A 25,738-nucleotide genomic window follows, 5' to 3' on the forward strand; every position below is an offset into this window, starting at 1 on the left:
GGAGTTGGCGGACGATGGCCTTCCTGCTGTTTTTCGGCGCTGCCATCTTTGAAATCGGCGGCTGCTACCTGATCTGGCTGGCCATGCGCCATGGCCAGCCCTGGCTCTGGGTGCCGGCATTGTTGGCTTTGGGCCTATTCGGCGTTCTGCTCTCGCTGGCCGGCACAGACAGTGCCGGACGCATCTTCTCCATTTATGGCGGCATCTATATCGTGGCGTCAGTCGCCTTCATGTCGGGGTTTGAAGGCATCCGCCCGGATCGCTGGGATCTGCTCGGCGTAAGCCTGGCCCTGGCGGGGGCTTCAGTCATCTATTTTGCGCCGCGCGGCTGAACCGGTCAGTCGGCCCGCCCGAAGGCAGCCTTGAGTCGAGAGAGCTGATCGGCCACGCCATTGATCCGGCCTGGCGTCCTCTCGGGAAGATCGCCCTTCTCAAGCGCATCCAGCTGCATCACGCGATCAAACAGCCGGTCACCCTTGTCGATGAAATCCCTCAGGGTCTGGGGCAATTCGTCATAGCCTGGCCCACCGCGATCAGACGGCGTTGCGGAAAACTTGACCTTTTCCTTTTCCAAGCGGGCGTTCTCGCGGGAAATTTCGCCCTCATTGACGGCCCGTTGCAACAATAACCAGGAGGCGAGCTGCATCAGGCGGGTGGTCAGGCGCATGGACTCGGTGGCGTAGAGAAACCCGGCCTCGCGCGGCAGCACCCGGCTTTCGATCCGGCCCTCGGCATCGAGATAGGCGGCGACGTCCTCGATCAGCCCCATGCCGTCGCGATAGAGCGCATCGAACCCGCCCGACGCCACAATGCGCGGACCGATCGCTACTGCCTGCCAGGTCTCACCACTGTCGGCCACGCAAAATCCTCCGTTAGGTCATGCTACTCCCAAGCCAGTTGGGGGTCACCCATGCGGTCGCAGTATTGTTAATTTTGTGGTTGAAGCGTGACGCGCCAAACCAGAGCCTGAAAAAGAAAAAGAGCCGCAAGTGTGCAGCTCTCGAAGTTAACAGGGAGGCGTCAAACAGAGGGAGAAACCACTCTGAAAAATCCAGAACAAATCTGAATAATGAGACGTTACCGCCCAAAACTTAATTTGCGCTTAACAGGGAGCGATTTCTTAACCCTGCTCTTTGACCTTACCGCAACCCTGTTGGCGGGTGGTCGAGCAGGGTCCGCCCGGTCAGCGTGATAATCGGCTGGTCCCCTGCCAGCTCGACCCAGCCCTTGGCGCAGAGTGGCGCCATATCGCTGCCCCTGGCCACCGGCTCACCGCGCGCCAGCGCACTGAGCGAGGCCAGTTCCACCGCCTTGACGCCTTCCAAGATCATGTCGTCCTGTCGCACCATTCTTCCAGCTCCTCCGTGGATGGCAGCGAAATGCAGACTAGAACCCGCCCTTGTCCATTGGCCAAAGGTCGGATCGACGATGCCGCGCCATCTGCATTTGGCGCATGAACACCTGCAGCGGCTCGGCAAGCCAGGCTCGCTCCAAAGTTGTCCGTGCCGGCTTCAGCGCCCGCACTGTTATTGTCTGCTCTGATGCCCGGGCGCGTTCGGTCTCCAGAAAATAGAGCCCGCTCAGGGTCAAAAGCAGGGCAACGCCCAAAATATTCCAGTCCATTCCGCAAGTCCTTTCGTGCCGGACCAACCTGCCCGACCCCGAAAGGCGACGAAACCATAACCCTTTGTTAAGACTAACAAGGGCTCGCATCACAACGGCATCCGTCCTGAAATGGTGCCATCACGAATTGCCCCGGTTCAGATTTTGAACGCTGCCTCTGCGGCCCGCCGTGAATCGCCTTTGGCCGCTATTGCTTGCCTGATCCGCGCGATCTCCCCCTCCAGCAAAGCTATCCGGTCCTGCAGTTCCTCGACGGAAAGCACATCAAGTGCCATGCCGACTTCATGGCTGCTGGGCCGCTTGCGGTCTTCTTCTTCCATTGCACGGCACTCCCACCAAATATGTTGCCATGAGTTTAGCCCAGCCATCTTGCCGGGCAAGCCGGCTTGCGCCAGCATTGGATCATGAATTTGCCAGAGCACATGACCGCTGTCTCCATTGCCGAACCCGGTGGGCCGGAGGTGCTGACGCCCTGCACCAGTCCAGTCCCCCAGCCAGGCCCGGCTGAGGTGTTGATCCGGGTCGCCGCCGCCGGAATCAATGGCCCTGACCTCGCACAAAGGCGCGGCCTCTATGCCCCGCCCCCCGGCGCCTCGCCCCTGCCGGGGCTGGAAGTGGCCGGCGACATCGTAGCGATGGGCGAAGCGGTGACGGGCTTCGCCCGGGGGGACGAGGTCATGGCGCTGACCAATGGCGGCGGCTACGCCGAATATGTTGCAGTGCCTTTTGGCCAGGTCCTGCCGCTGCCGGACAAGTGGAGCCTTGCCGAAGCGGCGGTCCTCCCTGAAACCTGGTTCACCATCACCCAGACCCTCGTCATGCGGGCGGGTCTCGAACCGGGCATGCATGTGCTGGTCCATGGCGGCGCCGGCGGCATTGGCGGTGCCGCGATCCAGATCTGTTCCATTATCGGCGCTCACGCGATTGCCGTGGTCTCGGACACGGACAAGGCCAGCTATTGCGATCGCCTTGGCTCCATCGCCACGATCGACCGCACCAGGGAGAACATTGTTGACCGGGTCATGGCCTTGACTGATGGACATGGCGCCGACCGGGTTGTCGATCTCATCGGCGGCGCCCTGGCGGCGGTCAATATCGCCGCATCGGCCCGTGGCGGCCATATCGTCCAGGTCTCGACCCTGGAAGGCGCCACGGCAAATGTGCCCCTGCGCACCATGATGGCCAGGGACCTGACCCTGTCCGGCTCGACATTGCGACCGCAGACTGCGGCGACCAAGGCCGCCATTGCCGCCCATATCCGCGACAACTTTCTGGCGTCCTTATCCGCCCCCGGCTGGATCAAGCCCGAGATCACCACCTTTCGGCTGGCCGAAGCTGCACGCGCCCACGCGGAAATGGAAAGCCGGCGCCATCGCGGCAAACTGATCCTGCTCACGCCATTCGGGGCAGCAGAACCGGCCAGTTAGCCGTTGCGATCAGGTGGCATTTTCCCTATATTAGCGCGCAGTTCCCCTCAGCATTTGGCCAAGAGGCGGAGCGGCCCGGAGGAAGACCGGCCGCGCCAGCAGGAGAAGTTTAACCATGTCCCAGTCCCTTCTGATGCCCAAGGCGACCGCCGTGTGGCTTGTGGACAATACCGCCCTCTCGTTCGAACAGATTGCCGCCTTCTGCACGCTGCATCCGCTCGAAGTCCAGGGCATTGCCGATGGCGACGTGGCCAGCGGCATCATGGGCGTGAACCCGGTGCAGAACGGCCAGTTGACGCGCGAAGAGATCGAAAAGGCAGAGGCCGATCCGAACTATCGCATGAAGGTGTCCGAGCCCAAGGTTCGCGTTGCCGCCGTCAAGCGCAAGGGCCCGCGCTACACCCCGATTTCGCGCCGCAATGAGCGTCCCAACGCCATCAAATGGCTGGTGCGCAACCACCCCGAGCTCAAGGACGCACAGATCATGCGCCTGGTCGGCACCACCAAGTCGACCATCGAATCGGTGCGCGAAAACACGCACTGGAACGCCGCCAATCTGACCGCCATGGACCCGGTGACGCTGGGCCTGTGCAGCCAGATCGATCTCGACCTTGAGGTCAAGCGCGCCTCCAAGGATGCCCCGGCCCAGGCCGAGCTCAATGAAGGCACCACGCTGATGACCGCCGAGGAAGCCCTGGCCCGCGCCACGGCCCGTCAGTCGAGCGATGGCGAAGGCGGCTTTGACGGCGATCATTCCGGGCACTCCGCGTCCCAGCGCGAAGAAGAGCTGGACGCCGATTCAGTCTTTGCCAAGCTCAAGTCGATCAAGACCGACAACGACGAATAGACAAGAAAGGCCAGCAGGGTGGAAGACAATTTGCTGCTGGCCATCTTTGCCCTGCTCGCCGCCAGCGCGGCCCTGGTGCCGCTGGCCAAGGCATCCGGCCTTGGTACCGTGCTGGGCTATCTGGCCGCCGGCATCCTTATCGGCCCCTATGGCCTGGGCCTGCTGACCGACACCGACACCATCCGTCACATCTCCGAATTCGGCATCGTCGTGATGCTGTTCCTGATCGGGCTAGACCTGCAGCCGCGCGAAGTCTGGCGCATGCGCAATAAGGTGCTCGGCCTTGGCCTGCCGCAGATGGTCCTGACGGCCATCGCCGTGACGCTTATCGTCCAGCTCTTCGGCTTTGCGCTCAATACCGCGATCATCGTGGGCATGGCCTTTGCCATGAGCTCAACCGCCATCGCCATGCAGACCGCCGAACAGCGCGACATCACCCGCACCGATGCCGGACGGGCCAGTCTCGCCGTGCTGCTGGTGCAGGACGTGGCGGTTATTCCCATTCTCGCCATCGTGCCGATCCTGGCCCTTACTGGCTCTGGCATCAGCCTTGAAGCTGAAATCACCGAGGCGGTTTCCGAGGTCGAGAATCCCATCTTCTGGCAGACCTCGGCCCTGCTGCTGGCGACCTTTGCCGCGGCCATCATTGGTGGCCGCTATGTGGTTCGGCCGCTGCTCTCCTTCGTCGCCCGCACAGCCGTACGCGAGGCCTTCACCGCCCTGGCTCTGGCGCTGGTCGTGGGCGCCGCGCTTGCCACCCAGGCCCTGGGCCTGTCACCAGCGCTTGGAGCCTTTATCGGCGGTGTGCTGCTGGCCGATAGCGAATATCGCCATGAGCTGGAAAGCAATTTGCAGCCCTTCAAGGGCTTGCTGCTCGGCCTGTTCTTTGTTTCGGTCGGCATGTCGATCGCCTTTGCTGAATTTCTCGAAACCCCTTGGCTGATCGCGGCCCTGGTGCTGATCGTCATCGCGGTCAAATTCGCTATTCTTTATGGGCTCTGCACCCTGTTCCGGATGACGCGGCCCGACCGGCTGCTGGTGGCGGTCCTGTTGAGCCAGGCCGGCGAATTTGCCTTCGTGGTACTGCAATTTGCCTTCAATCGCGATGTCCTGGCCGAGGACGCCTATACCCTCTTCACCGTCGTGGTTGCTCTATCCATGGCCACCACGCCGCTCCTGCTGCTCGGCTTTGACAAGCTGATCGCGCCCCGCCTCGATGCGCGCAACAAGCGTGCCGACCGCGATCCCGATACGGTGGAAAAGCATCGGCGCATCGTCGTGCTCGGCTATGGGCGCTTTGGCCAGATCATCACCCGCATGCTGCGCCGCCATGGCTACGATATGACGCTGATCGACGACGATGCGGCCCAGATCGAGCTGGTACGCCGCTTTGGGATCAAGGTCTATTATGGCGATGCCTCACGCTCTGATCTGCTGCATGCGGCCGGTGTCGGCCACGCCGAACTGGTTATAATCGCCGTAGGCGGTTCGGACCGCATCCTGCAGGTGGCCCGCAATGTCCGCCGTCATTTCCCTGATGTCGCCATTGCCGCTCGCGCCACCGACCGGGAGCATGCCCACGCCCTGATGGACTTGGACATAACCCTGTTCGAGCGGGAGACCTTCCATTCGGCGCTGCATTTGGGCCGACGCGTCCTGGTTCATCTCGGCCATGACGATGCCAAGGCCGAACAACTGGCCCGTGAGTTCTACGAGCGCGATCAGGAACTGCTTGATCAGGCCTTTGCACTGCGCGGCGATCGCGAAGCCTATTGGGGCATGGCGCGCCAGTCCATGACCCTGCTTGACGAAGCCATGCAGGCGGACGAGCCAGAAGGCCCAAAGGACGTCAAGACGCCGCGCAAACTTGACAAATCACGCCTGCCAAGGTCCGGTTAGGCCGACTTCCCGCCGGACTAAAATAAATCCATGATCGATCCAGTTTTTGTCACGATCGCCGTGATCGCGGTGCTTGTCGTCGGCCTGTCCAAGGCCGGCCTGCTCGGCGGCCTTGGCGTTGTCGGCGTTCCCCTGCTCACCTTGGTCATGGCCCCGCGCGAGGCCGCGGGCATGATGTTGCCGGTCCTGCTCTGCATGGATGCGGTGGCCATCTGGATGTATCGCAAGGAGTGCGACTGGAGCCTGATCCGGATCATGCTGCCCGGCGCCGCCGTCGGCACGCTGCTGGGCTGGGCATTCTGGGCGGTAGTCAGCGATTCCGCCGTGCTGCTGATGGTGGGCGTGGTCACCTTGCTGTTCGTGCTCGATGCCATCTTGCCGCTGCGCAAGAAGCTTGAGGGCCTGCCGCCATCCAAGCCCTGGGGCGTTTTCTGGGGCGGCATTGCCGGGTTCACGAGCTTTATTTCTCACACCGGCGGTCCGCCATTCCAGATCTATACGCTACCGCGACGACTGCCCCCGGCGGTCTATGCCGGCACCACCGCCTTCTTCTTTGCCATCGTCAATACCGCCAAGCTGGTGCCCTATTACTTCCTCGGCCAGCTCAACGCCCAGAACCTGACCCTGTCGGCGGCTTTGGCCCCGGTCGGCCTGATCGGGGTTTGCATCGGCGTCTACCTGGTGCGCCGCATCGACGCCAAGCTCTTTTACCGCATCGCCTACTGGCTGGTGTTCCTCCTCGCCCTGAAACTGGTTTGGGACGGTGTCACCGGATTAATGGCGGGGCACGGCTGAGCCCCACTGCTACAGCCTTCACAGCCGGACACCTGCTCGTTAAGGTCCGGACCGAAACAGTTTTCCGGAGTCCTTCATGTCCGCTGCCGCTCAAAAAGGCCACAATCAGTTCGGCAACCTGCCCGTCTGGGACCTCAACGATCTCTATCCCGGCAAGGACAGCCCCGAATTCAAGGCGGCGATGGACCAGGCCAAGACCCTGGCCGCTGATTTCGAGGCCAAGTACAAGGGCAAGCTGGCCGAGCTGACCAAGTCCGGCCGTCTGATCGAGGCGATCAAGGACAGAGAGACGCTGGGCGATCTCACCGGCCGCATCGGCTCGTTTGCCTTCCTGCAATATGCGCAGAAATCGACCGACCCGGACCGCGCCAAATTCATGGGCGACACCAATGAGGCGCTGACCAATCTTTCGACGCGTGTGCTGTTTTTCGAGCTTGAGCTCAACCGCATTGCCGATGCCGATCTGGATGCCGCGCTCGACAAAGATTCCGAACTGGCCCGCTACAGGACCTGGTTCGCCGATCTGCGCAAGGCCAAGCCCTACCAGCTCGACGACAAGCTCGAGGAGCTGTTCCACGACAAGTCGGTCACTGCCTATTCGGCCTGGAACCGCCTGTTTGACGAGACGCTGTCGAGCCTTGAATTCGCGGTGGACGGGGAAACGCTCAACCTCGAATCCACCCTGCATCTGCTCTCCGAAAAGGATGAGACAAAGCGCGAAGCCGCCTTCAAGGCCCTGGCTACCACGCTCAAGGCCAATGGGCGCCTGTTCACCCACATCACCAATGTCCTGGCCAAGGACAAGGAAATCTCCGACCGATGGCGCGGCTACCAGGACATTGCCGATAGCCGCCATATGGCCAATTCGGTCGAACGCGAAGTGGTCGATGCGCTGCAGGCCGCTGTCGAGGACGCCTATCCGCGGCTTTCGCACCGCTACTACAAGATGAAGGCGAAATGGTTCGGCAAGGACAAGCTCAATGCCTGGGACCGCAATGCGCCCCTGCCCACCAGCGACGAGCGCATCTGGGACTGGGACACGGCGGTCACCACCGTGCTGGACGCCTATGGCCGCTTCTCCCCGGAACTGGCGGAAGTAGCAAAACCCTTCTTCAATTCAGGTTGGATCGACGCGCCGACCGGCAATGGCAAGCTATCGGGCGCCTTTGCGCACCCGACCGTCCCCAGCGCCCACCCCTATCTGATGCTGAACTATCTCGGGCGCACCCGGGATATCATGACGCTGGCCCACGAATTGGGACATGGCGTGCACCAGCGCCTGGCGGCGGCACAAGGCCCGATCCTGGCCAATACGCCCCTGACCCTGGCTGAAACCGCCTCGGTTTTTGGCGAAATGCTGACCTTCCGCGCCCTGCTCGACAAGACCACCAATCCAAAGCAGCGCTTTGCCCTGCTCTCGGGCAAGGTCGAGGACATGCTCAACACCGTCGTGCGCCAGATCGCCTTTTATGCCTTTGAACGCAAGGTGCACACCGCCCGCCGCCAGGGCGAATTGCGCACCGAGGAGATCAACGCCCTATGGCTCGAAGTACAGGCCGAGTCTCTGGGCGAGGGCATTGTTGCCAATGAAGGCTACGAAACCTTCTGGGCCTATATCCCCCATTTCATCCACTCGCCATTCTATGTCTACGCCTATGCCTTCGGCGACTGCCTTGTGAACTCGCTTTACGCACAGTATGAGAAGGCCAGTGATGGCTTTGCGGAGCGCTATTTTGAGCTTCTCAAGGCCGGGGGCAGCAAGCATCATTCCGAACTACTCGCGCCGTTCGGGCTCGATGCCAAAGATCCCCAATTCTGGTCGCTCGGCCTGTCCATGATCGAGCGGCTGATTGACGAGCTGGAAGCCACCGCGCCCTGAGTGGGACTTTCGGCGTAACACGAATAGACGACTATACTTTCGAGGACCCAATGGCCAAAACCCGCCCCGAACACCACCCCGAGCCGGTACTGGAATCTGGTATGGACTACGCCGAACACGAGAAGACCTATAATGGCTTCATCACCGGCGTGAAGTGGTCCGTTTACGGAACGGCGGTGCTGATGATCATCCTCTATTTCGTGATCAATCCCTGATCGCCGAATAACCCGCAGGCACACGAAACGCGCCTGCCCCCGGGCAGGTGGGCAGGAGAGTTTCCATGAAGATTGCCGTTTTGCGCGAACGGTTCGAAGGTGAAAGCCGCGTCGCGGCCACACCTGAAACCGTCGCCAAATATATCGCACTGGGCGCCGAGATCGTCGTCGAGAAGGGAGCCGGCACCGGCTCACGCATTTCCGACGAGCAGTTCAAGGAGGCAGGCGCGACCGTCGGCGCCACGGCAGCCGCCACCCTCAAGGGTGCCGATATCGTGCTTTGCGTGCGCCGTCCGGCTGCCGCGGACCTCGCGGGCGTCAACGCCGACGCCTTGTTGATCGGCGCGCTCGATCCGTACGGCAATGAAAAAGACGTTGCAGCGCTCGCCAAGGCGGGTGTCGCTGCCATGGCCATGGAATTCATGCCGCGCATCACCCGCGCGCAGGTCATGGATATCCTTTCTTCCCAGGCCAACCTGGCTGGCTATCAGGCGGTGGTTGAAGCGGCAGCGGTGTTCGATCGCGCCATGCCCATGATGATGACCGCAGCCGGCACCGTGCGACCGGCCAAGGCTTTCGTGATGGGCGCCGGCGTGGCGGGCCTGCAGGCCATCGCCACCGCCAAGCGCCTTGGCGCCGTGGTTTCGGCCACCGACGTGCGATCCGCTGCCGGCGAGCAGGTGGAATCGCTGGGCGCCAAATTCATTATGACCGAGGCACTCAAGGACGCATCGGGCACCGGCGGCTATGCCCGCGAACTGACCAAGGACGAACAGGCGGCCCAGGCCGAACTGGTTGCCGGGCACATTTCCAAGCAGGACATGGTCTTCACCACCGCACTCATTCCCGGCCGGCCAGCACCCAAGCTGGTGACCAAAGCCATGGTCGAATCCATGGCGCCGGGCTCGGTGATCGTCGATCTGGCAGCCGAACGCGGCGGCAATGTCGAACTGACCCAGCCGGGCAAGGTCATCACCCATAATGGCGTGACCATTATCGGCTACACCAATTTGGCTGGCCACATTCCGACAACGGCCAGCCAGCTATACGCACGCAACCTTCTCGCCTTCATCACCACGCTGATCGATGCCAAGGAAAAGAAGCTCGCCGTCAACTGGGACGACGAGCTGGTCAAGGCCACCGTGCTGACCCGCGATGGCGCCGTGGTGCATCCTGCCTTCGCTTCGCCCAAGACGGACACGGCAGGCGACACCGAGGCCAAACCCGCGCCAGCAAAAAAACCCGCTGCAAAAAAGCCCGCAACGCGCAAGCCAGCGGCAAGTAAGGCCACCGCAAGCGAGGCGTCCGCAGCGCCAAAGGCCGATGCCGACCAGGCACCGGAAGCCAAGCCGGCTCCGCGCAAGACGGCAGCCCGCAAGCCCGCAGCCAAAGCGTCTGCAGCCAAAGCGTCCGCAACCGAAGCACATCCGCAGAAAGATACAGCGCCCAAGGCGCCCGCCGCGAAGAAACCAGCCGCCAGAAAGCCGGCAGCGAAAAAGCCTGCGGTCAAAAAATCTGCCGCCCCCGAGGGAGGAGACAAGTAAATGGAAGCTACAGCAGAAACTGTCGCCAACGCCGCGGCCGTGGCCCATGGAGCCATCGGCGGCGCCATCGACCCCTTCACCTTCCGCCTCGCCATCTTCGTGCTGGCGATCTTTGTGGGTTATTTCGTGGTCTGGAGCGTCACCCCGGCCCTGCATACCCCGCTGATGAGCGTGACCAACGCCATCTCTTCCGTGATCGTCGTGGGCGCCCTGCTCGCCGTGGGCGTGCAACTGGCCAGTGACGCCAGCTGGGTGTCGAAACTCTTCGGCTTCATCGCCCTGGTGTTTGCAAGCGTGAACATCTTTGGCGGGTTCCTGGTGACCCAGCGCATGCTGGCCATGTACAAGAAGAAGGGCTGATCGAAATGATCGACGCAAACATCGCCGCCCTTCTCTATCTGGTTTCGGGCGTTCTGTTCATCCTGGCCCTCCGGGGCCTGTCCCACCCCTCCTCATCGCGCCAGGGCAATCTTTTTGGCATGATCGGTATGGGCATCGCCGTGGTCACCACGCTGATGGTGGCTGCACCCAGCGACTTCATGAGCTGGCTGTTGATTATCAGCGGTCTCGCCCTGGGTGGTGGCATCGGCGCCTATATCGCGCGCTCGGTCAAGATGACCGACATGCCCCAGCTCGTCGCCGCCTTCCACTCGCTGGTGGGTCTGGCCGCCGTCTTCGTCGCCGCCGCCGCCCTCTATGCGCCAGAAGCCTTCGGCATCGGTGAAGTAGGGGCGGTCCATGCCCAAGCGCTGGTTGAAATGTCGATCGGCACAGCCATCGGCGCCTTCACCTTCACAGGTTCCGTCATCGCCTTCGCCAAGCTCAACGGCAATATGAGCGGTAAGCCGATCATCCTGCCGATGCGCCATCTCATTCACATCGCCATGGGTGTGGCCATCGTGCTGCTGGTTTGGGCCTTCACCGTCACCGGCAATCCCTGGCTGTTCTGGCTGATCACTGTTCTCGCACTCGTGCTGGGCGGGCTGATGATCATCCCCATCGGCGGCGCTGACATGCCGGTTGTAGTGTCCATGCTCAATTCCTATTCGGGTTGGGCTGCGGCCGGCATCGGTTTCACCCTGGGCAACACGGCGCTCATCATCACCGGCGCGCTGGTCGGCTCCTCGGGCGCCATCCTGAGCTACATCATGTGCCGGGCCATGAACCGCTCGTTCATCTCGGTTATCCTGGGTGGCTTTGGTGGCGACACCTCCGGCGGCGCGGCCGCTGGCGAGGATGATCGTCCGGTCAAGCAGGGCGCCGCCGACGACGCGGCATTCCTGATGAAGAATGCCAGCAAGGTTATCATTGTGCCCGGCTACGGCATGGCCGTCGCCCAGGCCCAACACGCTTTGCGTGAGATGACTGACCTGCTCAAGGCCGAGGGCGTAGAGGTCAAATACGCGATCCATCCGGTGGCGGGCCGTATGCCGGGGCACATGAACGTGCTCTTGGCCGAAGCCAACGTCCCTTATGACGAAGTCTTTGAGCTGGAAGACATCAACTCCGAATTCGCCCAGTCAGACGTGGCCTTCGTCATCGGCGCCAATGACGTGACCAACCCCTCGGCAAAGACCGACAAGACCTCGCCGATTTACGGCATGCCGGTTCTCAATGTCGAAGATGCGGGCACGGTACTGTTCATCAAGCGTGGCATGGCCGCCGGTTATGCCGGTGTGCAGAACGAATTGTTCTTCCGCGACAACACCATGATGCTGTTCGGCGACGCCAAGAAAGTCACCGAAGACATCGTCAAGGCGTTCGGCCACTAGGGCCTTGGTGGCACCAGACAACAATTGGGAAGCGCGGCCATGAGCGCCGCGCTTCTTGCATTTGCGCTGGCAAGCTTGTTGATCGAGCTCACCCCTGGCCCCAACATGGCCTATCTTGCCATCCTGGCTGCCGACCGAGGCCGCGTTGCTGGCCTGGCGGCTGTCGCAGGGGTCGCGCTGGGCCTGGCCGGGCTTGGCCTGTTGGCTGTTTTCGGCCTCGGCACGCTGGTGCTCGAGCAACCCTGGCTCTATCAGATTTTGCGGTGGACCGGCGTGGCCTATCTGCTCTATCTCGCCTGGGAAGCCTGGCGCAATTCCCGCATGCCCATTGATGCCCTTGATCCAAGCGAGGGAGCACGACGCTTTTTCCTGCGCGGACTGATCACCAATCTGCTCAACCCCAAGGCCGCCCTGTTCTACTTCACGGTCATGCCCGGCTTTCTCTCGACCGCCACCACGCGCGAAGCTCTGCTGTTCGGCACGGTCTATGTGGTCGTGGCGACACTGGTACATGCCGGCGTGGTGCTACTCGCCGGCACAGTCCAGCCCTTGTTGACAGTCCCCGCGCGGCGCCAGGTCATGGGGGCGGTCTTTGCCACGCTGTTGATCGGAGTGGCCGGCTGGGTCGCCTATTCGACAGCTCTATAAGGCAACCGGTTTTCTCCTAGCCCGGCTTGGCATAGTCTCCCACTCCACGGGGGAGGACTATGGCCAGAACAACGCGCAAACGGACTACAGCGCCCAAGCCTGAGCCAATCCGGCGCCAGGCGATTGTCATCGTTCACGGTCAGGGCGAGCAGCGCCCCATGGGTACCATTCGCGACTTCGTCCACGCCCTCTGGCAGGACAATCCGCAACTTGATACGCCAGACGAGGCCTATCCGCGGCCACGTCCCATCTGGATCGTGCCCGATGACAAGAGCGGCCTTTACGAGTTGCAGCGCATCACGACCCCCGAGCACAATGGGCGGCGCACCGACTTTTTCGAGCTCTATTATGCCGATCTGCTCAATGCCACGCCCATGCGCAATCTATGGCGCTGGATTCGAAGGCTGCTCTGGATCGACCCTGCTCAGGTGCCAAGACATATGCGCTGGCCCTGGGTGGTGTTCTGGCTGCTGACGGTTCTGGCTGTCATCAGCGCCCTCGCCGCCATTCTGGCATTGCCCCAGGTTCTCGACACCCCTTGGTTCGACCGTTTCGTCTCGCCCGATGCCTGGCGCGGCCATGTCATTAGCATCACGGCTTTGGCCCTTATCCTGCTTCCCAAATTCTTCACCCCGCTCTCCTTCATCAAGCGGCTGCCACGACAAATGCTGGTGTTCGTCGTCGCCATCGGCATTCTCGACAGCTTTGGGTGGAACGGCCATGTCGCCAATCTGATGCTCTTGGGCACGTTAGCTTACCTCGCCGCGACGCTGCTACTGCCCTATTTCGGAGACGCGGCCAGCTATCTCTCGGCCCAGACCGAAACCGTGCAGAGCCGGCAGGGTGTTCGCAATCGCGGCCTCGCCCTGCTCAAGGCCCTGCATGAGGACCGCGAATATGACCGCATCGTCGTGGTTGCGCACTCGCTGGGGTCGGTCCTGGCCTATGATCTGCTCCATATCCTCTGGCGCGAGGTGGGTCCTACCAAGGATAACCCGCCGGGCCCGGACGCCCTGGCCGCCTTTTCAGCGCTGGATGACTTCGTGTCCAACGCGCCCTCGCAGGCCTGGAACAGCGAACAGATTGCACAATACCAGGCCCTGCAATGGAAGGTTTACGAGGCCCTGCGCCTGCAGAAGGGACAGGCTGGCTCCGAGTCACAGTCGGGATGGAAGATTTCCGATCTCGTGACACTTGGTTCGCCTCTCTCCAGCGCCGAATTTCTCGTAACCGATGGCAGCGCCGATTTTACCCGCATGAAGACCGAGCGCGTCCTGCCCACTTCGCCCCCACAGGCCTATGACGAGATGCGCGGCACCATCTATCCAGATCCGCAAAAGGGCCCTGTCGCCCACCATGCCGCCGTGTTCTCGGTGGTGCGCTGGACCAATCTTTTCGACCGGATCGAGAGCCCACTGTTTCTGCTGGGCGACGCCATTTCGGGGCCTTTGTCCGGCGCAGATCGGTTCGGGCCCGGCATCAGTGACCGAAAAGTCGAAATCACCTGGGGGCGGCTGGGCTGGCGGCTGTTTACCCACAACTTCTACTGGACAGACACCTCACCGGCCGACGAACCGCCGGCCGATCACATTACCGTGTTTCGCGACGCAGTGGGGCTGGAAAGGTCCGCGCCCTGATTTTCAGGCCATTCGACGAATACGTGCGAGCGGAAACCATCAATAATGCGGCGGCGGTCGTTCCGTCGCCGGATCGGCGATATAGCTGCCAGAACGCATTTGTTCCTCGAGCATGGCCAGTTTCTTGGTCAAGAGATCGATGCTCTGCCATTGTGCCGTCAGCGCCGCATTAAGCTCCTCAATAGTCTGGTCCTGATAGGCGATGCGTGTTTCCAACGCGTCGATCCGCTCATTGTGTTCGGCACTGCTCATGGGCCTTCTCCATACCTGGAACGCCCGGAATACGGGGGTTTCCCTCTATCTTCAAGGGGCGTGACCTTCGCCGGCAGATTGACGTAAGCGGAACCCTTCAACCGCGCCAGCCATTGATGGAGCACGATCCGCCCACGGGGAGCCGCAAAATGGCCACCACAGCAATGCTCGATCAGGCCGCTCACGGCCACCTCGATACCATGACCGCATCGCAATCTGCGGCGCGGCTTGTCGTCTGCGTGAGCCTGCCCCTTGGGGCCTTTGGGTTAATCCATCTTGCAGCTGGCGCCTTCGGGATGATCCCGAACTTTTTTGCCCCATTTGGCCTCCCTCACTGGGGCGGCGCGGCCCTGCATCTGGTCCAGCTTGCACTTCTGGGTGCCGCCTTTTGGGCACTCACAGAGCAGGTGGTCCGCGGAACTGCGCGTCAATGGCTGATCGGCCTGACCATCCTCTACAGCCTGCTGCCTTTCTTCACGCCCCTGCTCGATTCCCTGCAACTGGGTCTGGTCTGCACGGCCATGTTTTTGAGTACCCTGGCGGCTATTCAGCGCGTCGGCTCTGCCGCGCCGCTGGCTGGCTGGTTGATGGCGCCGATGCTGGCCCTTACCGGCACCGGCGCAGCTCTGGGTTTGACCATCGCCGCTGCCTATAGCCCGCCCTTCGCGCTTATGCAGTCGGGCCACACCCAGCCTGCTGCCTAGCAGTTACCTCAAAGTTCCCTCTTGCCAGCCGCCGCCCGGACCGCCATCTGGGCGGCAGTTTTTTGTCCGGAGGCCGTAATGACCAAGTTGCTCAAGATCGACGTGTTCACCGATGTGGTCTGCCCCTGGTGCCTTATTGGCTCGGCAAGGCTTGATCAGGCGATTTCCCGGCTTCCCGATGATGTCGACATCGAACTTGAGCACCATCCCTACTTTCTCGATCCCAATACGCCGCCCGAGGGCGTCAATGTCCACGAAATGCTCCGCGAGAAATACGGCCGCGAGCCAGAGGAAATGTACGCCCGCGTTGAAGGCGAGGCGGCCAAGCTCGGCATCTCACTGGATTTGAGCAAGCAGGATCGCCGCTATAGCACCACAAAGGCGCACACGCTCATCCGCCTCTCCAAACCCAATGGCAATCAGCACGAGCTCGCCAAAGCCATCACCGATGCCCATTTCCTGGAGTACAAGTCCATCAATGACGACCAGGTGCTCTGCGATATTGCGGTCGAGCATGGCTGGGATCGTGGCGACGCGCTTGATGCCTTCAATGACGAGCATGAGCTCGAGGTGACCGCCCAGCTGGCCGCGAGTGCCGCCGAACAGGGAATACGCGGCGTGCCGTTTTTTGTCTTTGGCCAGAAATATGCATTGTCCGGCGCGCAACCCGACGAGGTTTTCGCTCAGGCGCTCGACAAGATCATTTCGGAACTCTGACAAGTCTTTGCGCCCTGCTATAGTGAGCGCAAATCGCCTTGAAAGGGACCCCAGAATTGAAGTTGCTCCGCCGTCTGCTGCTTGCCCTGCTGATCCTCATCGTAACGGGCTATGTTGGCGTGATAGCTTACATGTACTTCAATCAGCGCGCCCTGCAATATGACGCGCAGGGCGAGGTCCTTGCCCTCACCGATACCGCGCTCACCAATGCGCAGGAGGTGCTGATCCCCAGTGATGGCGAGACAGTTGCAGGCTGGTATGCGCCACCTCGGCCCGGCATGCCGGTCATTGTCTACTACAAGGGCAATTCCAGCAGCTTCACAGAAGAAAGCGAGCGTTATGAGCGCTTCGCGGCCGACGGCTATGGTTTCCTCGCCTTCGACTATCGCGGCTTTCCGGCCTCACGCGGCGAAATCTCCGAGACCAATATTCTGGCAGACGCATTGGCCGCCTATGACTGGCTGGACGCGAAATCCGACGCCCCCATCCTGATCTGGGGCCGTTCGCTTGGGTCGGGCCCGGCCAGCTATGTCGCCAGCCAACGCGAAGCGGTTGCCTTGCTGCTCGAAACACCTTTCCTCTCAGCCCTCAATGTTGCCGCCGAACGCTATCCCATCTTGCCGGTCGCGCTGGTCATGCAGGATCAGTTTCGCAACGATCACTGGATTGAAGATGTCAGCGAACCAGTTCTGGTGGCGCATGGCACTGCCGACCGCACCATCGATGTCACCAATGGGGAACGCCTCTATGCCCGCGCTCCCAACCCGGATGAGCTTTGGATCGTCGATGGTGCCGGGCACTCCGACCTCTGGGACGCCGGCATCTGGGATCGTGCCAAACCCTTCTTTGACCGCGCGATGAACCGGTGAAACCGCCGCGCCGACTGGGCATGTCCTCCAGGCGGACCGCTATCATTGGCGGACTGATGGTGACTACGGGCCCGCTCAGCCTGACGCTTTATGGGCCCGCCCTGCCCTCGATCGTGGCGGATCTGGGCGCCACTGATGCAGGCGGCAAGCTGACCATGACGGTCTATTTCGCAGCCTTCGCCATATCGCAATTGCTCTGTGGGCCGCTATCGGATCGTTTCGGCCGCCGCTGGGTCGGAATGGCGTTTTTCGCCATTTATGTGCTCGGCTCGCTGGTCTGCGCCCTGGCGCCGACCCTGGAAATGCTCCTGCTCGGACGCCTGCTGCAGGGCCTGGGCGTCTCGGCCGGTGTGGCCCTGTCCCGGGCCATGGTGCGCGACCAGTTCGTCGGCATGGATGCCATACGCATCCTCACCATGGTCAATCTGATCCTGACCGTCGCGCCCGCCGTGGCACCGACCCTGGGCAGCGTCATGCTCTTTCTGGGATCTTGGCACCTGATGTTTGTCATCATGGCAGGTTTCGGTCTGGCCGTGATTGCCCTGCTCGGTCTTGGCGCCCGCGAAACCCTGCCTGCAGAAGCCCGCGTCCCCCTGCATCCGCGAAGGGTGCTGACCAATTATGGTCGCCTGCTCGCCGCGCCCGACTTTCTTATGCCGGCATTGGTCCTGGCCCTGTCGTTTGGTGGTTTTTATGGCTTCGCTGCGCTGCTGCCCTTCATCCTCATTGATCAGATCGGGCTGACGCCATTCCAGTTCGCCATGGCCATGCTGATCCAGACCGCCTCCTTCATCACCGGCAATATTATCGCTGGCCGGATGGCACGGCGCCTCGACGGCCCTGCGCTCATTCTGATGGGATTGGGATTCCTGGCCCTAGGTGGCGCCGGCTTTGCCATTGCGCCTCGCCTCTATCCCGATGCAGTGCTGGCCACGATGCTTCCGGTGAGCCTCTGGATGCTGGCCCTGGCCGCTATCGGACCCAGCGCAACAGCCAGCGCCATGGCCCGATACGGGCATATCGCGGGCGCTGCAGGCGCGATGACCGGCTTCTTCCAGATGGGTGGCGGCTTCTTCGCTTCGGTCCTGGCCATTGCGCTCTTCCCCGATGCGCGAACGGCAATGGTCAGCGTGCTGCCGGCCCTAGCCGTGCTGGCGATTATTGTCGCGCTCTGGCACCGCCGTCGCTATCCCGGACAATAAAAAACGCCGCCCCACAAGGGACGACGTTCAATTCGAAAATGCTTCGAAGCGATTAATTGCGGCCAGTGGCCACGATGCCGCCTTCGCGCTGCGCACGCTTACGGGCCAGCTTGCGCGCACGGCGCACAGCTTCGGCCTTCTGGCGAGCCTTCTTCTCGGAAGGCTTCTCGTAATAGTTGCGCAGCTTCATCTCGCGGAAGACACCTTCACGCTGCAGCTTCTTCTTCAGTGCGCGCAGCGCCTGGTCAACATTGTTATCGCGAACGACTACTTGCAAAGGTCAACCGCCCTTTCAAAGCTATGCAAACTGTATGGATGAAAACGGCATGGCCATAAAAGCCACCCCGCCGACCAGCCCAGCCGGTCACCGTGGCGCGCTCTATAGCCCAACATTGGAAAGCTGTCCACACTCGTCGCGCGGAAAAATGCGGGCATCTTGTGGGTTCTCTCGCCAAAGACTACCCCTGAGCCATCAATGTGCTGGAGGCCGACATGTTTCAACCCCTCGTCATGGTACCCGGATTGAGATGCGATGGCTTTCTCTATCAGCTGGTTATTCCGCACCTTGGCGGCAACATCGCTCCTGTCATTGCCGACGTGTCAATCGACGATACCATCGCCGGCATGGCCACCCGCGTCCTGGCTGCCGCCCCGCCACGCTTCGCCCTGGCCGGCCTGTCGATGGGGGGCTATGTGGCGCTCGAAATCATGCGCCAGGCGCCGGAACGCGTGACCCATCTGGCCCTGCTCGACACCAATGCCCGCCCCGACACTGACGAACGCAAACAGGCCCGCTTGGCGGAAATGGAACTGGTGCGGCAGGGCAAGTCGGCCCTTGTGTCACGCATGGCCCTGCCCGGCCTGCTGGCGCCAACACACCTCGACGGCCCGGTCGCCGATCAGGTTCATGACATGGCCATGCGAGTCGGAACCGACACTTACCTGCGCCAGCAGACAGCCATCATGGCACGCATCGATTCCCGGCCTTGCCTCAAGGACATTGGCGTCCCTACTCTGGTCGGCGTGGGTTCGGAGGACAAACTCATCCCCTTGCCGCTTTCCGAAGAAATGGCCGAACAGATCCCAGACGCCGAACTGGTGATCTTTCCCGACGCCGGTCATATCCCGACACTGGAAAATCCAGAAGCGGTAGCCGAAGCGATGAACGCGTGGCTGAACCGATAACGCCTTAGCCGCGAACGATCCTATTGATGTGTCCCATCTTGCGGCCGGGCCGGGCTTCTGCCTTGCCGTAAAGATGCGGTTGCGTGTCGCCATCGATCCCGTTCGGCACCTGATCGACCTCGTCCCCGATCAGGTTCTGCATGACCACATCAGCCATGCGTTGCGGATCACCCAGCGGCCATCCGGCAATGGCGCGAATATGCTGCTCGAACTGGTCGGTCAGGCATACAGCCTCGGTCCAGTGCCCTGAATTATGCACGCGCGGGGCGATCTCATTGACCAGCAGAGCTGGACGCTCCCCGCCAACAACAAAAAACTCGACGCCCAGAACGCCCACGTAATCAAGCGCCACCACGATCACCTTGGCCAGCATGGCCGCATGTTTGGCAACGCCCGGCGCGATGTCGCCCGGCACGGTCGAAGTGAACAGAATATGATCCCGATGCACATTCTCCGCAGCATCGAAAGCCCGCACAGTGCCATCCAGCCCGCGCGCCACCACCACCGAAATTTCCTTCTCGAAGGGCACAAATCCCTCGAGCACCAGCGGGTGCGGCTTCAGTTCATTGAAAGCCGCCTCGGCATTCTCGGGCGCACGCAGCACCCTTTGCCCCTTGCCGTCATAGCCCAGCCGCGTCGTCTTGAGCACCGCCGGCAGCCCCAGTTCGCCGACAGCTGCCTTTAGATCGTCAAGGCTGTGCACTGCCCGATAGGGCGCCACGGGAATGTTCTTGGAGGCGAGAAAGCCCTTTTCCGCCAGCCGGTCCTGCGAAATAGCCAGCGCATTGGCGCCGGGTCGCAGCGGCTTGAGACCCGCCAGCACCTCGGCTGTGGGCGCCGGCACGTTCTCGAATTCATAGGTGACGACATCAACCTGGGCCGCAAAGGCCTTGAGCGCCTCGGCATCGTCATAGGCCGCAATTGTCCTGAACGGCGTCACATCAAAGGCCGGGCTCTGCGGATCAGGGCAATAGATGTGGCTCTTTAGGCCAAGCCTGGCGGCCGCCAGCGCCAGCATGCGCCCGAGTTGCCCGCCGCCCAGAATGCCAATGGTGGAGCCAGGAGCCAGAATGGTCGGATTTACAGTCAAGACACTACTCGAGATCGGACGGAAATTGTGGCACGGCCTGGGTCTGACGCGCGCGGTGGGCATCAAGCCGATCGGCAAGGTCGTCATCGCTCAGGGCCAGGACGGCCGCAGCCAACAGCGCCGCATTGATGGCGCCGGGCTCGCCGATGGCCAACGTACCCACCGGCACCCCCCCAGGCATTTGTACGATGGAATAGAGACTGTCCATGCCCGACAGGGCCTTGGACCGCACCGGCACGCCGAACACCGGCAAGCTGGTCATCGCCGCGATCATGCCTGGCAAATGGGCTGCGCCCCCGGCGCCTGCGATGATGACCTTGACCCCCTCATCCCGAGCATTGGTGGCAAAATCCACCATGCGTTCGGGCGTGCGATGCGCCGAGACGATGCGCGCCTCATATTCCACTTCGAGATTTTCGAGGGTTTCGGCGGCCAACCGCATGGTGGGCCAATCCGATTGGCTGCCCATGACGATGGCAACCGGTGGCTTGAGCATGGCGATTCCCCCGTGCCGCTCCGCAAAGCGCGCAATTAGCCCAATTCCTGCCACAACTCAAGGCGTCCGGGTGTTCAGGCGATGATATCGGGCAATAGGATATTTTCGAGCTGGACGATCCGGTCCTTGAGCGAAAGCTTCCGCTTCTTGAGCCGCTGCAACAACATCCGATCCGCCATCTTCGACTGCACCAAAGTATGGATCGCCGCATCGAGATCGGCGTGTTCCTGGCGTTTTGTGGCCAGTTCGATCCCCAACTGGGTTTCCTGTTCCTTGGTCAGCGACAGCATGATGTACCGGACAATTCAGACGCCAATTCTTAGCCTTGGTTAACCGATCACGAGAAGTTTTGCATCCCAATTCCGGAGCCACCGCAAACGGCGTCGACAAAGCATGAATTATTTGTGACGATACCCGTGTCCAACACGCTGAAAGGAGTTGTTATGACGACTGAAGGCCACATCGCCGCGCTTGAACGCCGCCATCAGGAATTGGATCGGATGATCCAGACCGAAACCCAGAACCGGCTTGCCGACGACCTCATGGTCGCCGCCCTCAAGCGCAAGAAACTCGAAGTGAAGGACGAACTCCACAAGCTCCAGGGCGCCACGCGGCAATAAGGCAGCATCAAAACAACTCGCTTAGAGCTCTGGAGGGTCCCGGCTTCGCGCCGCGGCCCTTTTTCATTGCCCGTGGCCCAGGCAAAAATCGCTAGGATTAACATCCTCTTAAGGCGCAGTGGGCATCGTCATTCCCAAAACGGCACAACTCGATTCGTGCCGGTAGGATTTCTGATCTGGGGTAAATATGACGCGTGTTCTGGTCGTGGACGATGATCCGGTGCAATTGCGATTGACCTCGGAAGTCGCCAACCGCGCCGGCTTCAAGCCGATTACCGCAACCGGCGGCGAACAGGCGCTCTCCATTCTGCGTGAGGATCCCCAGCTCGGGGCCATGATCCTGGACCTGGTCATGCCCGATCTCGACGGCATGGGCGTGTTGGAAGCGATGCGCAAGGAAGGGCTCACAACCCCAGTCATCATCCAGACCGCCAATGCCTCGCTCGAAACAGTGATTTCGGCCATGCGCCAAGGCGCGGCCGACTACTTCGTCAAGCCGGTGGCGCCCGAAAGACTGATCATTTCGCTGCGCAACGCGATGAAACTGGATGCCCTCGAAGCCGCCATTCGCGCCGAGCATGCGCGCAAGGCCGGCACCTTCAGCCAGAAAGACATGATTGCCGCCGCGCCCGCCATGGGCCGCGTCATCACGCTTTGCGCCAAGGCCGCCAAGAGCAATATCCCGGTGCTCATTGAAGGCGAGAGCGGGGTCGGCAAGGAATTGGTGGCGCGCATTATTCAGGGCACTGGCGACCGGGCCGGAAAGCCCTTCATCACCGTCAATTGCGGCGCCATTCCGCCCAATCTGGTGGAATCGGTGCTGTTCGGCCACAAGAAGGGGGCCTTTACCGGGGCCCATGCCGACCAGTCCGGAAAATTCGCCGAGGCGCATGGCGGCACTCTGTTCCTCGACGAGGTGGGCGAACTGCCGCTCGACACCCAGGTCAAATTGCTTCGTGCACTGCAGGATGGCGAGATCGAGCCGGTGGGGGCGAGCAAGCCCGAAAAGGTCAATGTGCGGCTGATCTCGGCTACCAATCGCCGTCTGCTCAACCTGGCCAAATCCGGCGAGTTCCGCGAGGATCTGTATTACCGGCTCAATGTCTTCCCAATCTATGTGCCGCCCCTGCGCGAGCGGCTCGAGGACCTGCCGGCCCTGACCGATCACTTCATCGCCCGCTTCTCGGCCGAGGCCGGCAAGCGCGTGCTGGGCGTCTCCCCAGCAGTCACCGAATTGCTGGGCAAATATGACTGGCCGGGCAATGTACGCCAGCTCGAAAACGCCATCTATCGCGCCATCGTACTCAGCGATGGTGCCTTTCTCGAAACCCAGGATTTCCCACAAGTGCTGGCCCAGGCCGCTGGACGTGAGGAAGCCATGCGCGCAGTCACCAGAGTGGTTGAACTGACCGAACCGGTCCATATCGACGCGGCGACCGCCCGTCCGCCTGTGGAACACGCGCCCCCCGCCGTGCGTGATCGGTTTCTCTCGGACCGCGGTGACCTCCAGCCGCTCTCGGACATCGAGCGCGAAGCCATTGCCTTTGCCATCGAGCATCACGGCGGCCGCATGTCGCGCGTGGCCCGGGCGCTCGGCATCGGCCGCTCAACCCTTTACCGCAAGCTGCACGAATACGGCATGGCGGAGGGGCTGATCAACGACGCCGCCTGACACCGATCGCAAATTGATTGGAAAGCTGCCCCGTTAACCGTGTTGCTTACCGGGCCGTTAAGAAAATGGCGCGAAATGTCGCCAATGTCTTAACCAGCGAGGCTTCCATGCGACACTCAGCCATTGCCCTTCTTGCCCTTATGGTGGCGTCAACTGCAGCGCAGGCCGCCGACCTCAACTGGAACAGCAATGCCACCTCGCCCATCTACGGTTCGTCCAGCGCCACCCAATGGACCGGCTTCTATGCGGGCCTGAGTGGCGGCTATGCCTGGGGCACGACCACCAACAGCCCCGCTCTGGCCGGAGGCCAGGCCAGCAATAACAGCGCCGGCTGGAGTCTGGGCGGCCAGGCCGGCTACAACATTGACATGGGCGGCTTCGTTGTCGGCGGCGAAGCCGATCTGCATTGGGCCAGCATCGGCTACAACGAACCCATCGCCGGCGGCACTTTCGAAGCCAAGACAGATTTCTTCGGCACTGTGCGCGGTCGCGCCGGCGTCACCGTAGGCCAGGTCATGCCCTATGCCACGGGCGGTCTGGCGTTCGGCCGTGGCGTGGCGCAGGAAAGCACTGGCGTCATCACCTCGCAATCGGCCAATCATTTCGGCTGGACCGCCGGCCTTGGCCTTGAGGCGCAAGCCACCGCCAATATCTCCATCAAGGCTGAATATCTCTACGTCGATCTGGGCGAGCAGTCCTATGCGGGGCTCCCCACCGGCAATCGCGACATCTCCCAGCGCTTCTCGCTGGTCCGCGCCGGCGTCAACTACAAGTTCTGACAAGTGGCCTCGGCCCTGTCGAGACCATTGATGGTCCCGCCTCAGGCGTCGTTGCAGCTGCTCCTGACGCTGCTTCATGGGCAAGCAAGCCCGCCCATGCCACCGCATGGGCGAAATCGGAGAACCAGGACCTGTTCGCCGGTACTGTGAACTGCCGGTTCATTTGGTCGAGCGGGCAGTCACCCGCCATATCGCCGAGGGTGGCACGAACCGGCTTGTCGCAAGTGACCGCGGGCTTGATGGGGTCATTAGGCTGAGCATGGGCCGATAGGCGTCTGAGCTAACCCTCTTCCCGCAGGAGATCAGCGGGCCTGGCGGACATGGCGGACCAGGTCGTGGCAGCGCCCGTTGCGGTCGTGACAAGAATGATGCCAGCAGCCAGCAGGCCCAATTGCAGCGGCTGCACGGCGAAGCCGATTTCGAGCAGGAAGGTTGAGGCAGACCAGGCCCCGAAGAGGGCGATGAGGCCCGCCAGGATCGCTGCGATGGCACCCAGGAGAGCATACTCAATCAGAAACGCCATGATCACAAAGCCGCGCCGGGCCCCAAGAACCTTCATGACAACTGCATCGGCCTCGCGCTGCTGACGGCCCACACTGAGCGCGCCGGCCAGGACGAGCACACCGGCAATAACGGCGGTACCACTGACGAGGGCAATGGCGCTTATCAGCCCGTCAAATACGGACTGGACGCGCGCAAGAGCATCCCCCACGGGCACGAAGGTCAGTTGGGGCAAGTCAGCAATCAGGCCAGCCTCAATGGCCGGCGCGGCGCCAGGCAATGTCTTGATGGTGCCGAAATAGGATTGTGGTGCGCTCTCGATCAGTCCGGGCGACGCGATAATGCGGAAATTGAACTCCGGGCTGCGCCAATCGATGGCGCGGAAGCTGGCAATGGTCAGCGTCAGCGGCCGCCCTGCGATCGAGAGGGTGACCGTATCACCCAGTTCAAGGTTCAGCGCGTCCCGCATTTCGGTGCTGAGCGAGACCTGCGGGTCGCCCGCATAATTTTCCACCCACCACTCGCCCTCATCGATCACGGTCCCGGGCGGGACTGTTGCGGACCAGGTGAGAGCCGTATCCCCGCGGAACATGTCGGCGACGTCGCGCGGCACGTCGTCGCTTGAGGGCGCAGGATTTCCGTTCAGTTCGGTGATGACGCCCCGCAGCATGGGAGTTGTCGTCAGCGCCTCGATCTGCTCCGTCCCGGCGACGAAAGCTTCGAGCGCAGCAAGTTCATTTCGATCCATGTCCAGCAGCACGAAGTCGGGCGCCTCGGCGCCAACCTCGGTGGCGATCTGGTCGTTGATGTTGGACTGGGTGGTGACGATCAGCAGGAGCAGCGAAAGACCCATCCCCATTGAGACCAATACGGTCGTGGTCGGCGCGCCGGGGCGGATGATCGCCGAGATCGCCTGACGCAACATGCGCTGGCGTGGCGCCGGCACCCGGATCAATGAGAGCCGCAGCAAGGCGGCCGCGAGGCGTAACAAGGCGAAAGCGACGAGCGTTCCGGCGAAGTAGATGGCCACCAGCACAAGATCGTTGGCAATCAACAGGGTCAGGCCAAACAGCATAGCAAAGCCGGCCAGCAGCGGCGCAGCGAAGCCGAGTTGAAGCATCGCCCGCCAGGCCAGTCCCTCCATGGCGCTACTCGATCCGGCGCGGAACAGCAGCGCAGGCCGGACGGCGCGCGCCTGCAGCAAGGGCACCCATGAAAAGATCAGTGCGGTAACCAGACCGATAGCCCCCGCGACCAGCATGGACCGGACGTCCAGCACCGGCGGCAGATCGATGCCGATCAGGCCCGAGAGCAAGGGCAGCAGCGCCAAAGTCGCCCCGGCGACAATTATCAGGCCCATGCCAA

30 protein-coding genes are annotated in these 25,738 nt (G+C 61.9%); 20 read left to right on the forward strand and 10 right to left on the reverse strand.

Annotated elements, in window-relative coordinates:
• The first annotated feature begins 14 nt into the window (after positions 1 to 14).
• Positions 15 to 332, forward strand: coding sequence for a YnfA family protein (locus tag GO014_RS13175; protein WP_157290792.1), 318 nt, complete (start codon positions 15 to 17; stop codon positions 330 to 332).
• Positions 333 to 337: 5 nt separating this feature from the next.
• Here the strand turns inward: GO014_RS13175 and rcdA are convergent, their stop codons facing one another.
• From rcdA to GO014_RS13195, 4 genes are all read right to left on the reverse strand, one after another.
• Positions 338 to 859: a protease adaptor protein RcdA gene (rcdA, locus tag GO014_RS13180; protein ID WP_343030949.1), complete on the reverse strand. Its 522-nt coding sequence runs from the start codon at positions 857 to 859 to the stop codon at positions 338 to 340.
• 280 nt (positions 860 to 1,139) lie between these two features.
• Complete coding sequence (locus GO014_RS13185; RefSeq protein WP_157290793.1) at positions 1,140 to 1,349, reverse strand: hypothetical protein; 210 nt, start codon at positions 1,347 to 1,349, stop codon at positions 1,140 to 1,142.
• Between the two features lie 37 nt (positions 1,350 to 1,386).
• The gene (locus GO014_RS13190) at positions 1,387 to 1,623 is read right to left on the reverse strand and encodes a hypothetical protein (RefSeq protein WP_157290794.1); all 237 of its coding nucleotides are present in this window, start codon (positions 1,621 to 1,623) and stop codon (positions 1,387 to 1,389) included.
• Between the two features lie 137 nt (positions 1,624 to 1,760).
• Positions 1,761 to 1,943, reverse strand: a complete 183-nt coding sequence (locus GO014_RS13195) for a DUF1192 domain-containing protein (protein ID WP_157290795.1) — start codon at positions 1,941 to 1,943, stop codon at positions 1,761 to 1,763.
• A gap of 84 nt (positions 1,944 to 2,027) precedes the next feature.
• On the opposite strand from GO014_RS13195, the gene GO014_RS13200 reads away from it, so the two are divergent.
• From GO014_RS13200 to GO014_RS13250, 11 genes are all read left to right on the forward strand, one after another.
• On the forward strand, positions 2,028 to 3,050 hold the full coding sequence (locus GO014_RS13200) for an NAD(P)H-quinone oxidoreductase (RefSeq protein ID WP_157290796.1): 1,023 nt from the start codon (positions 2,028 to 2,030) through the stop codon (positions 3,048 to 3,050).
• 115 nt (positions 3,051 to 3,165) lie between these two features.
• Positions 3,166 to 3,897, forward strand: a complete 732-nt coding sequence (locus tag GO014_RS13205) for a DUF1013 domain-containing protein (RefSeq protein WP_157290797.1) — start codon at positions 3,166 to 3,168, stop codon at positions 3,895 to 3,897.
• Positions 3,898 to 3,927: 30 nt separating this feature from the next.
• The gene (locus GO014_RS13210) at positions 3,928 to 5,796 is read left to right on the forward strand and encodes a monovalent cation:proton antiporter-2 (CPA2) family protein (protein ID WP_179952973.1); all 1,869 of its coding nucleotides are present in this window, start codon (positions 3,928 to 3,930) and stop codon (positions 5,794 to 5,796) included.
• Between the two features lie 30 nt (positions 5,797 to 5,826).
• Positions 5,827 to 6,591, forward strand: coding sequence for a sulfite exporter TauE/SafE family protein (locus GO014_RS13215; RefSeq protein WP_157290799.1), 765 nt, complete (start codon positions 5,827 to 5,829; stop codon positions 6,589 to 6,591).
• 76 nt (positions 6,592 to 6,667) lie between these two features.
• Positions 6,668 to 8,470: a M3 family oligoendopeptidase gene (locus GO014_RS13220; RefSeq protein WP_157290800.1), complete on the forward strand. Its 1,803-nt coding sequence runs from the start codon at positions 6,668 to 6,670 to the stop codon at positions 8,468 to 8,470.
• 50 nt (positions 8,471 to 8,520) lie between these two features.
• On the forward strand, positions 8,521 to 8,685 hold the full coding sequence (locus tag GO014_RS13225) for an aa3-type cytochrome c oxidase subunit IV (RefSeq protein ID WP_116589997.1): 165 nt from the start codon (positions 8,521 to 8,523) through the stop codon (positions 8,683 to 8,685).
• Between the two features lie 65 nt (positions 8,686 to 8,750).
• Positions 8,751 to 10,229 carry a Re/Si-specific NAD(P)(+) transhydrogenase subunit alpha gene (locus GO014_RS13230; protein WP_157290801.1) on the forward strand — a complete coding sequence of 493 codons (1,479 nt, stop codon included), beginning with the start codon at positions 8,751 to 8,753 and terminating at the stop codon, positions 10,227 to 10,229.
• Positions 10,230 to 10,589: a proton-translocating transhydrogenase family protein gene (locus GO014_RS13235; protein ID WP_104893171.1), complete on the forward strand. Its 360-nt coding sequence runs from the start codon at positions 10,230 to 10,232 to the stop codon at positions 10,587 to 10,589. It abuts the gene before it with no gap.
• An 8-nt stretch (positions 10,590 to 10,597) separates the two neighbouring features.
• Complete coding sequence (locus tag GO014_RS13240) at positions 10,598 to 12,001, forward strand: NAD(P)(+) transhydrogenase (Re/Si-specific) subunit beta (protein ID WP_343030952.1); 1,404 nt, start codon at positions 10,598 to 10,600, stop codon at positions 11,999 to 12,001.
• 39 nt (positions 12,002 to 12,040) lie between these two features.
• Positions 12,041 to 12,649, forward strand: a complete 609-nt coding sequence (locus GO014_RS13245; protein ID WP_157290803.1) for a LysE family translocator — start codon at positions 12,041 to 12,043, stop codon at positions 12,647 to 12,649.
• A 59-nt stretch (positions 12,650 to 12,708) separates the two neighbouring features.
• Positions 12,709 to 14,286: a hypothetical protein gene (locus tag GO014_RS13250; protein WP_157290804.1), complete on the forward strand. Its 1,578-nt coding sequence runs from the start codon at positions 12,709 to 12,711 to the stop codon at positions 14,284 to 14,286.
• Positions 14,287 to 14,325: 39 nt separating this feature from the next.
• On the opposite strand, the gene GO014_RS13255 is transcribed toward GO014_RS13250, so the two are convergent.
• Positions 14,326 to 14,538: a SlyX family protein gene (locus GO014_RS13255; RefSeq protein ID WP_157290805.1), complete on the reverse strand. Its 213-nt coding sequence runs from the start codon at positions 14,536 to 14,538 to the stop codon at positions 14,326 to 14,328.
• A 149-nt stretch (positions 14,539 to 14,687) separates the two neighbouring features.
• Here GO014_RS13255 and GO014_RS13260 point away from each other — a divergent pair, with 149 nt between their 5' ends.
• From GO014_RS13260 to GO014_RS13275, 4 genes are all read left to right on the forward strand, one after another.
• Entirely contained in the window at positions 14,688 to 15,242 is a 555-nt protein-coding gene (locus tag GO014_RS13260) for a hypothetical protein (protein WP_157290806.1), read from the forward strand.
• Between the two features lie 78 nt (positions 15,243 to 15,320).
• Positions 15,321 to 15,959 (forward strand): DsbA family oxidoreductase, encoded by a 639-nt coding sequence (locus GO014_RS13265; protein WP_157290807.1) that lies wholly within the window; start codon positions 15,321 to 15,323, stop codon positions 15,957 to 15,959.
• A gap of 56 nt (positions 15,960 to 16,015) precedes the next feature.
• Positions 16,016 to 16,828 (forward strand): alpha/beta hydrolase, encoded by an 813-nt coding sequence (locus GO014_RS13270; protein WP_157290808.1) that lies wholly within the window; start codon positions 16,016 to 16,018, stop codon positions 16,826 to 16,828.
• 20 nt (positions 16,829 to 16,848) lie between these two features.
• Positions 16,849 to 18,030 carry a Bcr/CflA family efflux MFS transporter gene (locus tag GO014_RS13275; protein ID WP_281351204.1) on the forward strand — a complete coding sequence of 394 codons (1,182 nt, stop codon included), beginning with the start codon at positions 16,849 to 16,851 and terminating at the stop codon, positions 18,028 to 18,030.
• A gap of 52 nt (positions 18,031 to 18,082) precedes the next feature.
• On the opposite strand, the gene rpsU is transcribed toward GO014_RS13275, so the two are convergent.
• Positions 18,083 to 18,307, reverse strand: a complete 225-nt coding sequence (gene rpsU, locus GO014_RS13280; protein ID WP_116589988.1) for a 30S ribosomal protein S21 — start codon at positions 18,305 to 18,307, stop codon at positions 18,083 to 18,085.
• A gap of 215 nt (positions 18,308 to 18,522) precedes the next feature.
• On the opposite strand from rpsU, the gene GO014_RS13285 reads away from it, so the two are divergent.
• Positions 18,523 to 19,215 (forward strand): alpha/beta fold hydrolase, encoded by a 693-nt coding sequence (locus GO014_RS13285; protein ID WP_157290810.1) that lies wholly within the window; start codon positions 18,523 to 18,525, stop codon positions 19,213 to 19,215.
• Positions 19,216 to 19,219: 4 nt separating this feature from the next.
• Here the strand turns inward: GO014_RS13285 and GO014_RS13290 are convergent, their stop codons facing one another.
• The 3 genes from GO014_RS13290 to GO014_RS13300 form a co-directional block, all read right to left on the reverse strand.
• Positions 19,220 to 20,305: a 5-(carboxyamino)imidazole ribonucleotide synthase gene (locus GO014_RS13290; RefSeq protein ID WP_281351205.1), complete on the reverse strand. Its 1,086-nt coding sequence runs from the start codon at positions 20,303 to 20,305 to the stop codon at positions 19,220 to 19,222.
• Positions 20,306 to 20,309: 4 nt separating this feature from the next.
• The gene (purE, locus tag GO014_RS13295) at positions 20,310 to 20,801 is read right to left on the reverse strand and encodes a 5-(carboxyamino)imidazole ribonucleotide mutase (protein ID WP_116589986.1); all 492 of its coding nucleotides are present in this window, start codon (positions 20,799 to 20,801) and stop codon (positions 20,310 to 20,312) included.
• A 74-nt stretch (positions 20,802 to 20,875) separates the two neighbouring features.
• Complete coding sequence (locus GO014_RS13300; RefSeq protein ID WP_165836917.1) at positions 20,876 to 21,082, reverse strand: YdcH family protein; 207 nt, start codon at positions 21,080 to 21,082, stop codon at positions 20,876 to 20,878.
• A gap of 162 nt (positions 21,083 to 21,244) precedes the next feature.
• Between GO014_RS13300 and GO014_RS13305 the strand changes: the two genes are divergently transcribed.
• The 3 genes from GO014_RS13305 to GO014_RS13315 all read left to right on the forward strand — a co-directional run bounded on the left by GO014_RS13305 (position 21,245) and on the right by GO014_RS13315 (position 23,872).
• Positions 21,245 to 21,421 (forward strand): YdcH family protein, encoded by a 177-nt coding sequence (locus GO014_RS13305; RefSeq protein ID WP_116589984.1) that lies wholly within the window; start codon positions 21,245 to 21,247, stop codon positions 21,419 to 21,421.
• Between the two features lie 187 nt (positions 21,422 to 21,608).
• Positions 21,609 to 23,093 (forward strand): sigma-54-dependent transcriptional regulator, encoded by a 1,485-nt coding sequence (locus GO014_RS13310; RefSeq protein ID WP_157290812.1) that lies wholly within the window; start codon positions 21,609 to 21,611, stop codon positions 23,091 to 23,093.
• A 107-nt stretch (positions 23,094 to 23,200) separates the two neighbouring features.
• Positions 23,201 to 23,872 carry an outer membrane protein gene (locus GO014_RS13315; protein ID WP_157290813.1) on the forward strand — a complete coding sequence of 224 codons (672 nt, stop codon included), beginning with the start codon at positions 23,201 to 23,203 and terminating at the stop codon, positions 23,870 to 23,872.
• Between the two features lie 280 nt (positions 23,873 to 24,152).
• Here the strand turns inward: GO014_RS13315 and GO014_RS13320 are convergent.
• Positions 24,153 to 25,738 (reverse strand): FtsX-like permease family protein (locus GO014_RS13320; protein ID WP_157290814.1); only part of this gene is annotated, 1,586 nt, incomplete at its 5' end.

The organism is Devosia marina, assembly GCF_009758415.1.
In the GTDB taxonomy this organism is placed as follows: domain Bacteria; phylum Pseudomonadota; class Alphaproteobacteria; order Rhizobiales; family Devosiaceae; genus Devosia; species Devosia marina.

Coding starts and splice junctions, on each gene's coding strand:
- GO014_RS13175 (WP_157290792.1), top strand. CDS start 15: ATGGCCTTCCTGCTGTTTTTCGGCGCTGCCATCTTTGAAATCGGCGGC.
- GO014_RS13185 (WP_157290793.1), bottom strand. CDS start 1,349: ATGGTGCGACAGGACGACATGATCTTGGAAGGCGTCAAGGCGGTGGAA.
- GO014_RS13190 (WP_157290794.1), bottom strand. CDS start 1,623: ATGGACTGGAATATTTTGGGCGTTGCCCTGCTTTTGACCCTGAGCGGG.
- GO014_RS13195 (WP_157290795.1), bottom strand. CDS start 1,943: ATGGAAGAAGAAGACCGCAAGCGGCCCAGCAGCCATGAAGTCGGCATG.
- GO014_RS13200 (WP_157290796.1), top strand. CDS start 2,028: ATGAATTTGCCAGAGCACATGACCGCTGTCTCCATTGCCGAACCCGGT.
- GO014_RS13205 (WP_157290797.1), top strand. CDS start 3,166: ATGTCCCAGTCCCTTCTGATGCCCAAGGCGACCGCCGTGTGGCTTGTG.
- GO014_RS13215 (WP_157290799.1), top strand. CDS start 5,827: ATGATCGATCCAGTTTTTGTCACGATCGCCGTGATCGCGGTGCTTGTC.
- GO014_RS13220 (WP_157290800.1), top strand. CDS start 6,668: ATGTCCGCTGCCGCTCAAAAAGGCCACAATCAGTTCGGCAACCTGCCC.
- GO014_RS13225 (WP_116589997.1), top strand. CDS start 8,521: ATGGCCAAAACCCGCCCCGAACACCACCCCGAGCCGGTACTGGAATCT.
- GO014_RS13230 (WP_157290801.1), top strand. CDS start 8,751: ATGAAGATTGCCGTTTTGCGCGAACGGTTCGAAGGTGAAAGCCGCGTC.
- GO014_RS13235 (WP_104893171.1), top strand. CDS start 10,230: ATGGAAGCTACAGCAGAAACTGTCGCCAACGCCGCGGCCGTGGCCCAT.
- GO014_RS13245 (WP_157290803.1), top strand. CDS start 12,041: ATGAGCGCCGCGCTTCTTGCATTTGCGCTGGCAAGCTTGTTGATCGAG.
- GO014_RS13250 (WP_157290804.1), top strand. CDS start 12,709: ATGGCCAGAACAACGCGCAAACGGACTACAGCGCCCAAGCCTGAGCCA.
- GO014_RS13255 (WP_157290805.1), bottom strand. CDS start 14,538: ATGAGCAGTGCCGAACACAATGAGCGGATCGACGCGTTGGAAACACGC.
- GO014_RS13260 (WP_157290806.1), top strand. CDS start 14,688: ATGGCCACCACAGCAATGCTCGATCAGGCCGCTCACGGCCACCTCGAT.
- GO014_RS13265 (WP_157290807.1), top strand. CDS start 15,321: ATGACCAAGTTGCTCAAGATCGACGTGTTCACCGATGTGGTCTGCCCC.
- GO014_RS13275 (WP_281351204.1), top strand. CDS start 16,849: ATGTCCTCCAGGCGGACCGCTATCATTGGCGGACTGATGGTGACTACG.
- GO014_RS13285 (WP_157290810.1), top strand. CDS start 18,523: ATGTTTCAACCCCTCGTCATGGTACCCGGATTGAGATGCGATGGCTTT.
- purE (WP_116589986.1), bottom strand. CDS start 20,801: ATGCTCAAGCCACCGGTTGCCATCGTCATGGGCAGCCAATCGGATTGG.
- GO014_RS13305 (WP_116589984.1), top strand. CDS start 21,245: ATGACGACTGAAGGCCACATCGCCGCGCTTGAACGCCGCCATCAGGAA.
- GO014_RS13310 (WP_157290812.1), top strand. CDS start 21,609: ATGACGCGTGTTCTGGTCGTGGACGATGATCCGGTGCAATTGCGATTG.
- GO014_RS13315 (WP_157290813.1), top strand. CDS start 23,201: ATGCGACACTCAGCCATTGCCCTTCTTGCCCTTATGGTGGCGTCAACT.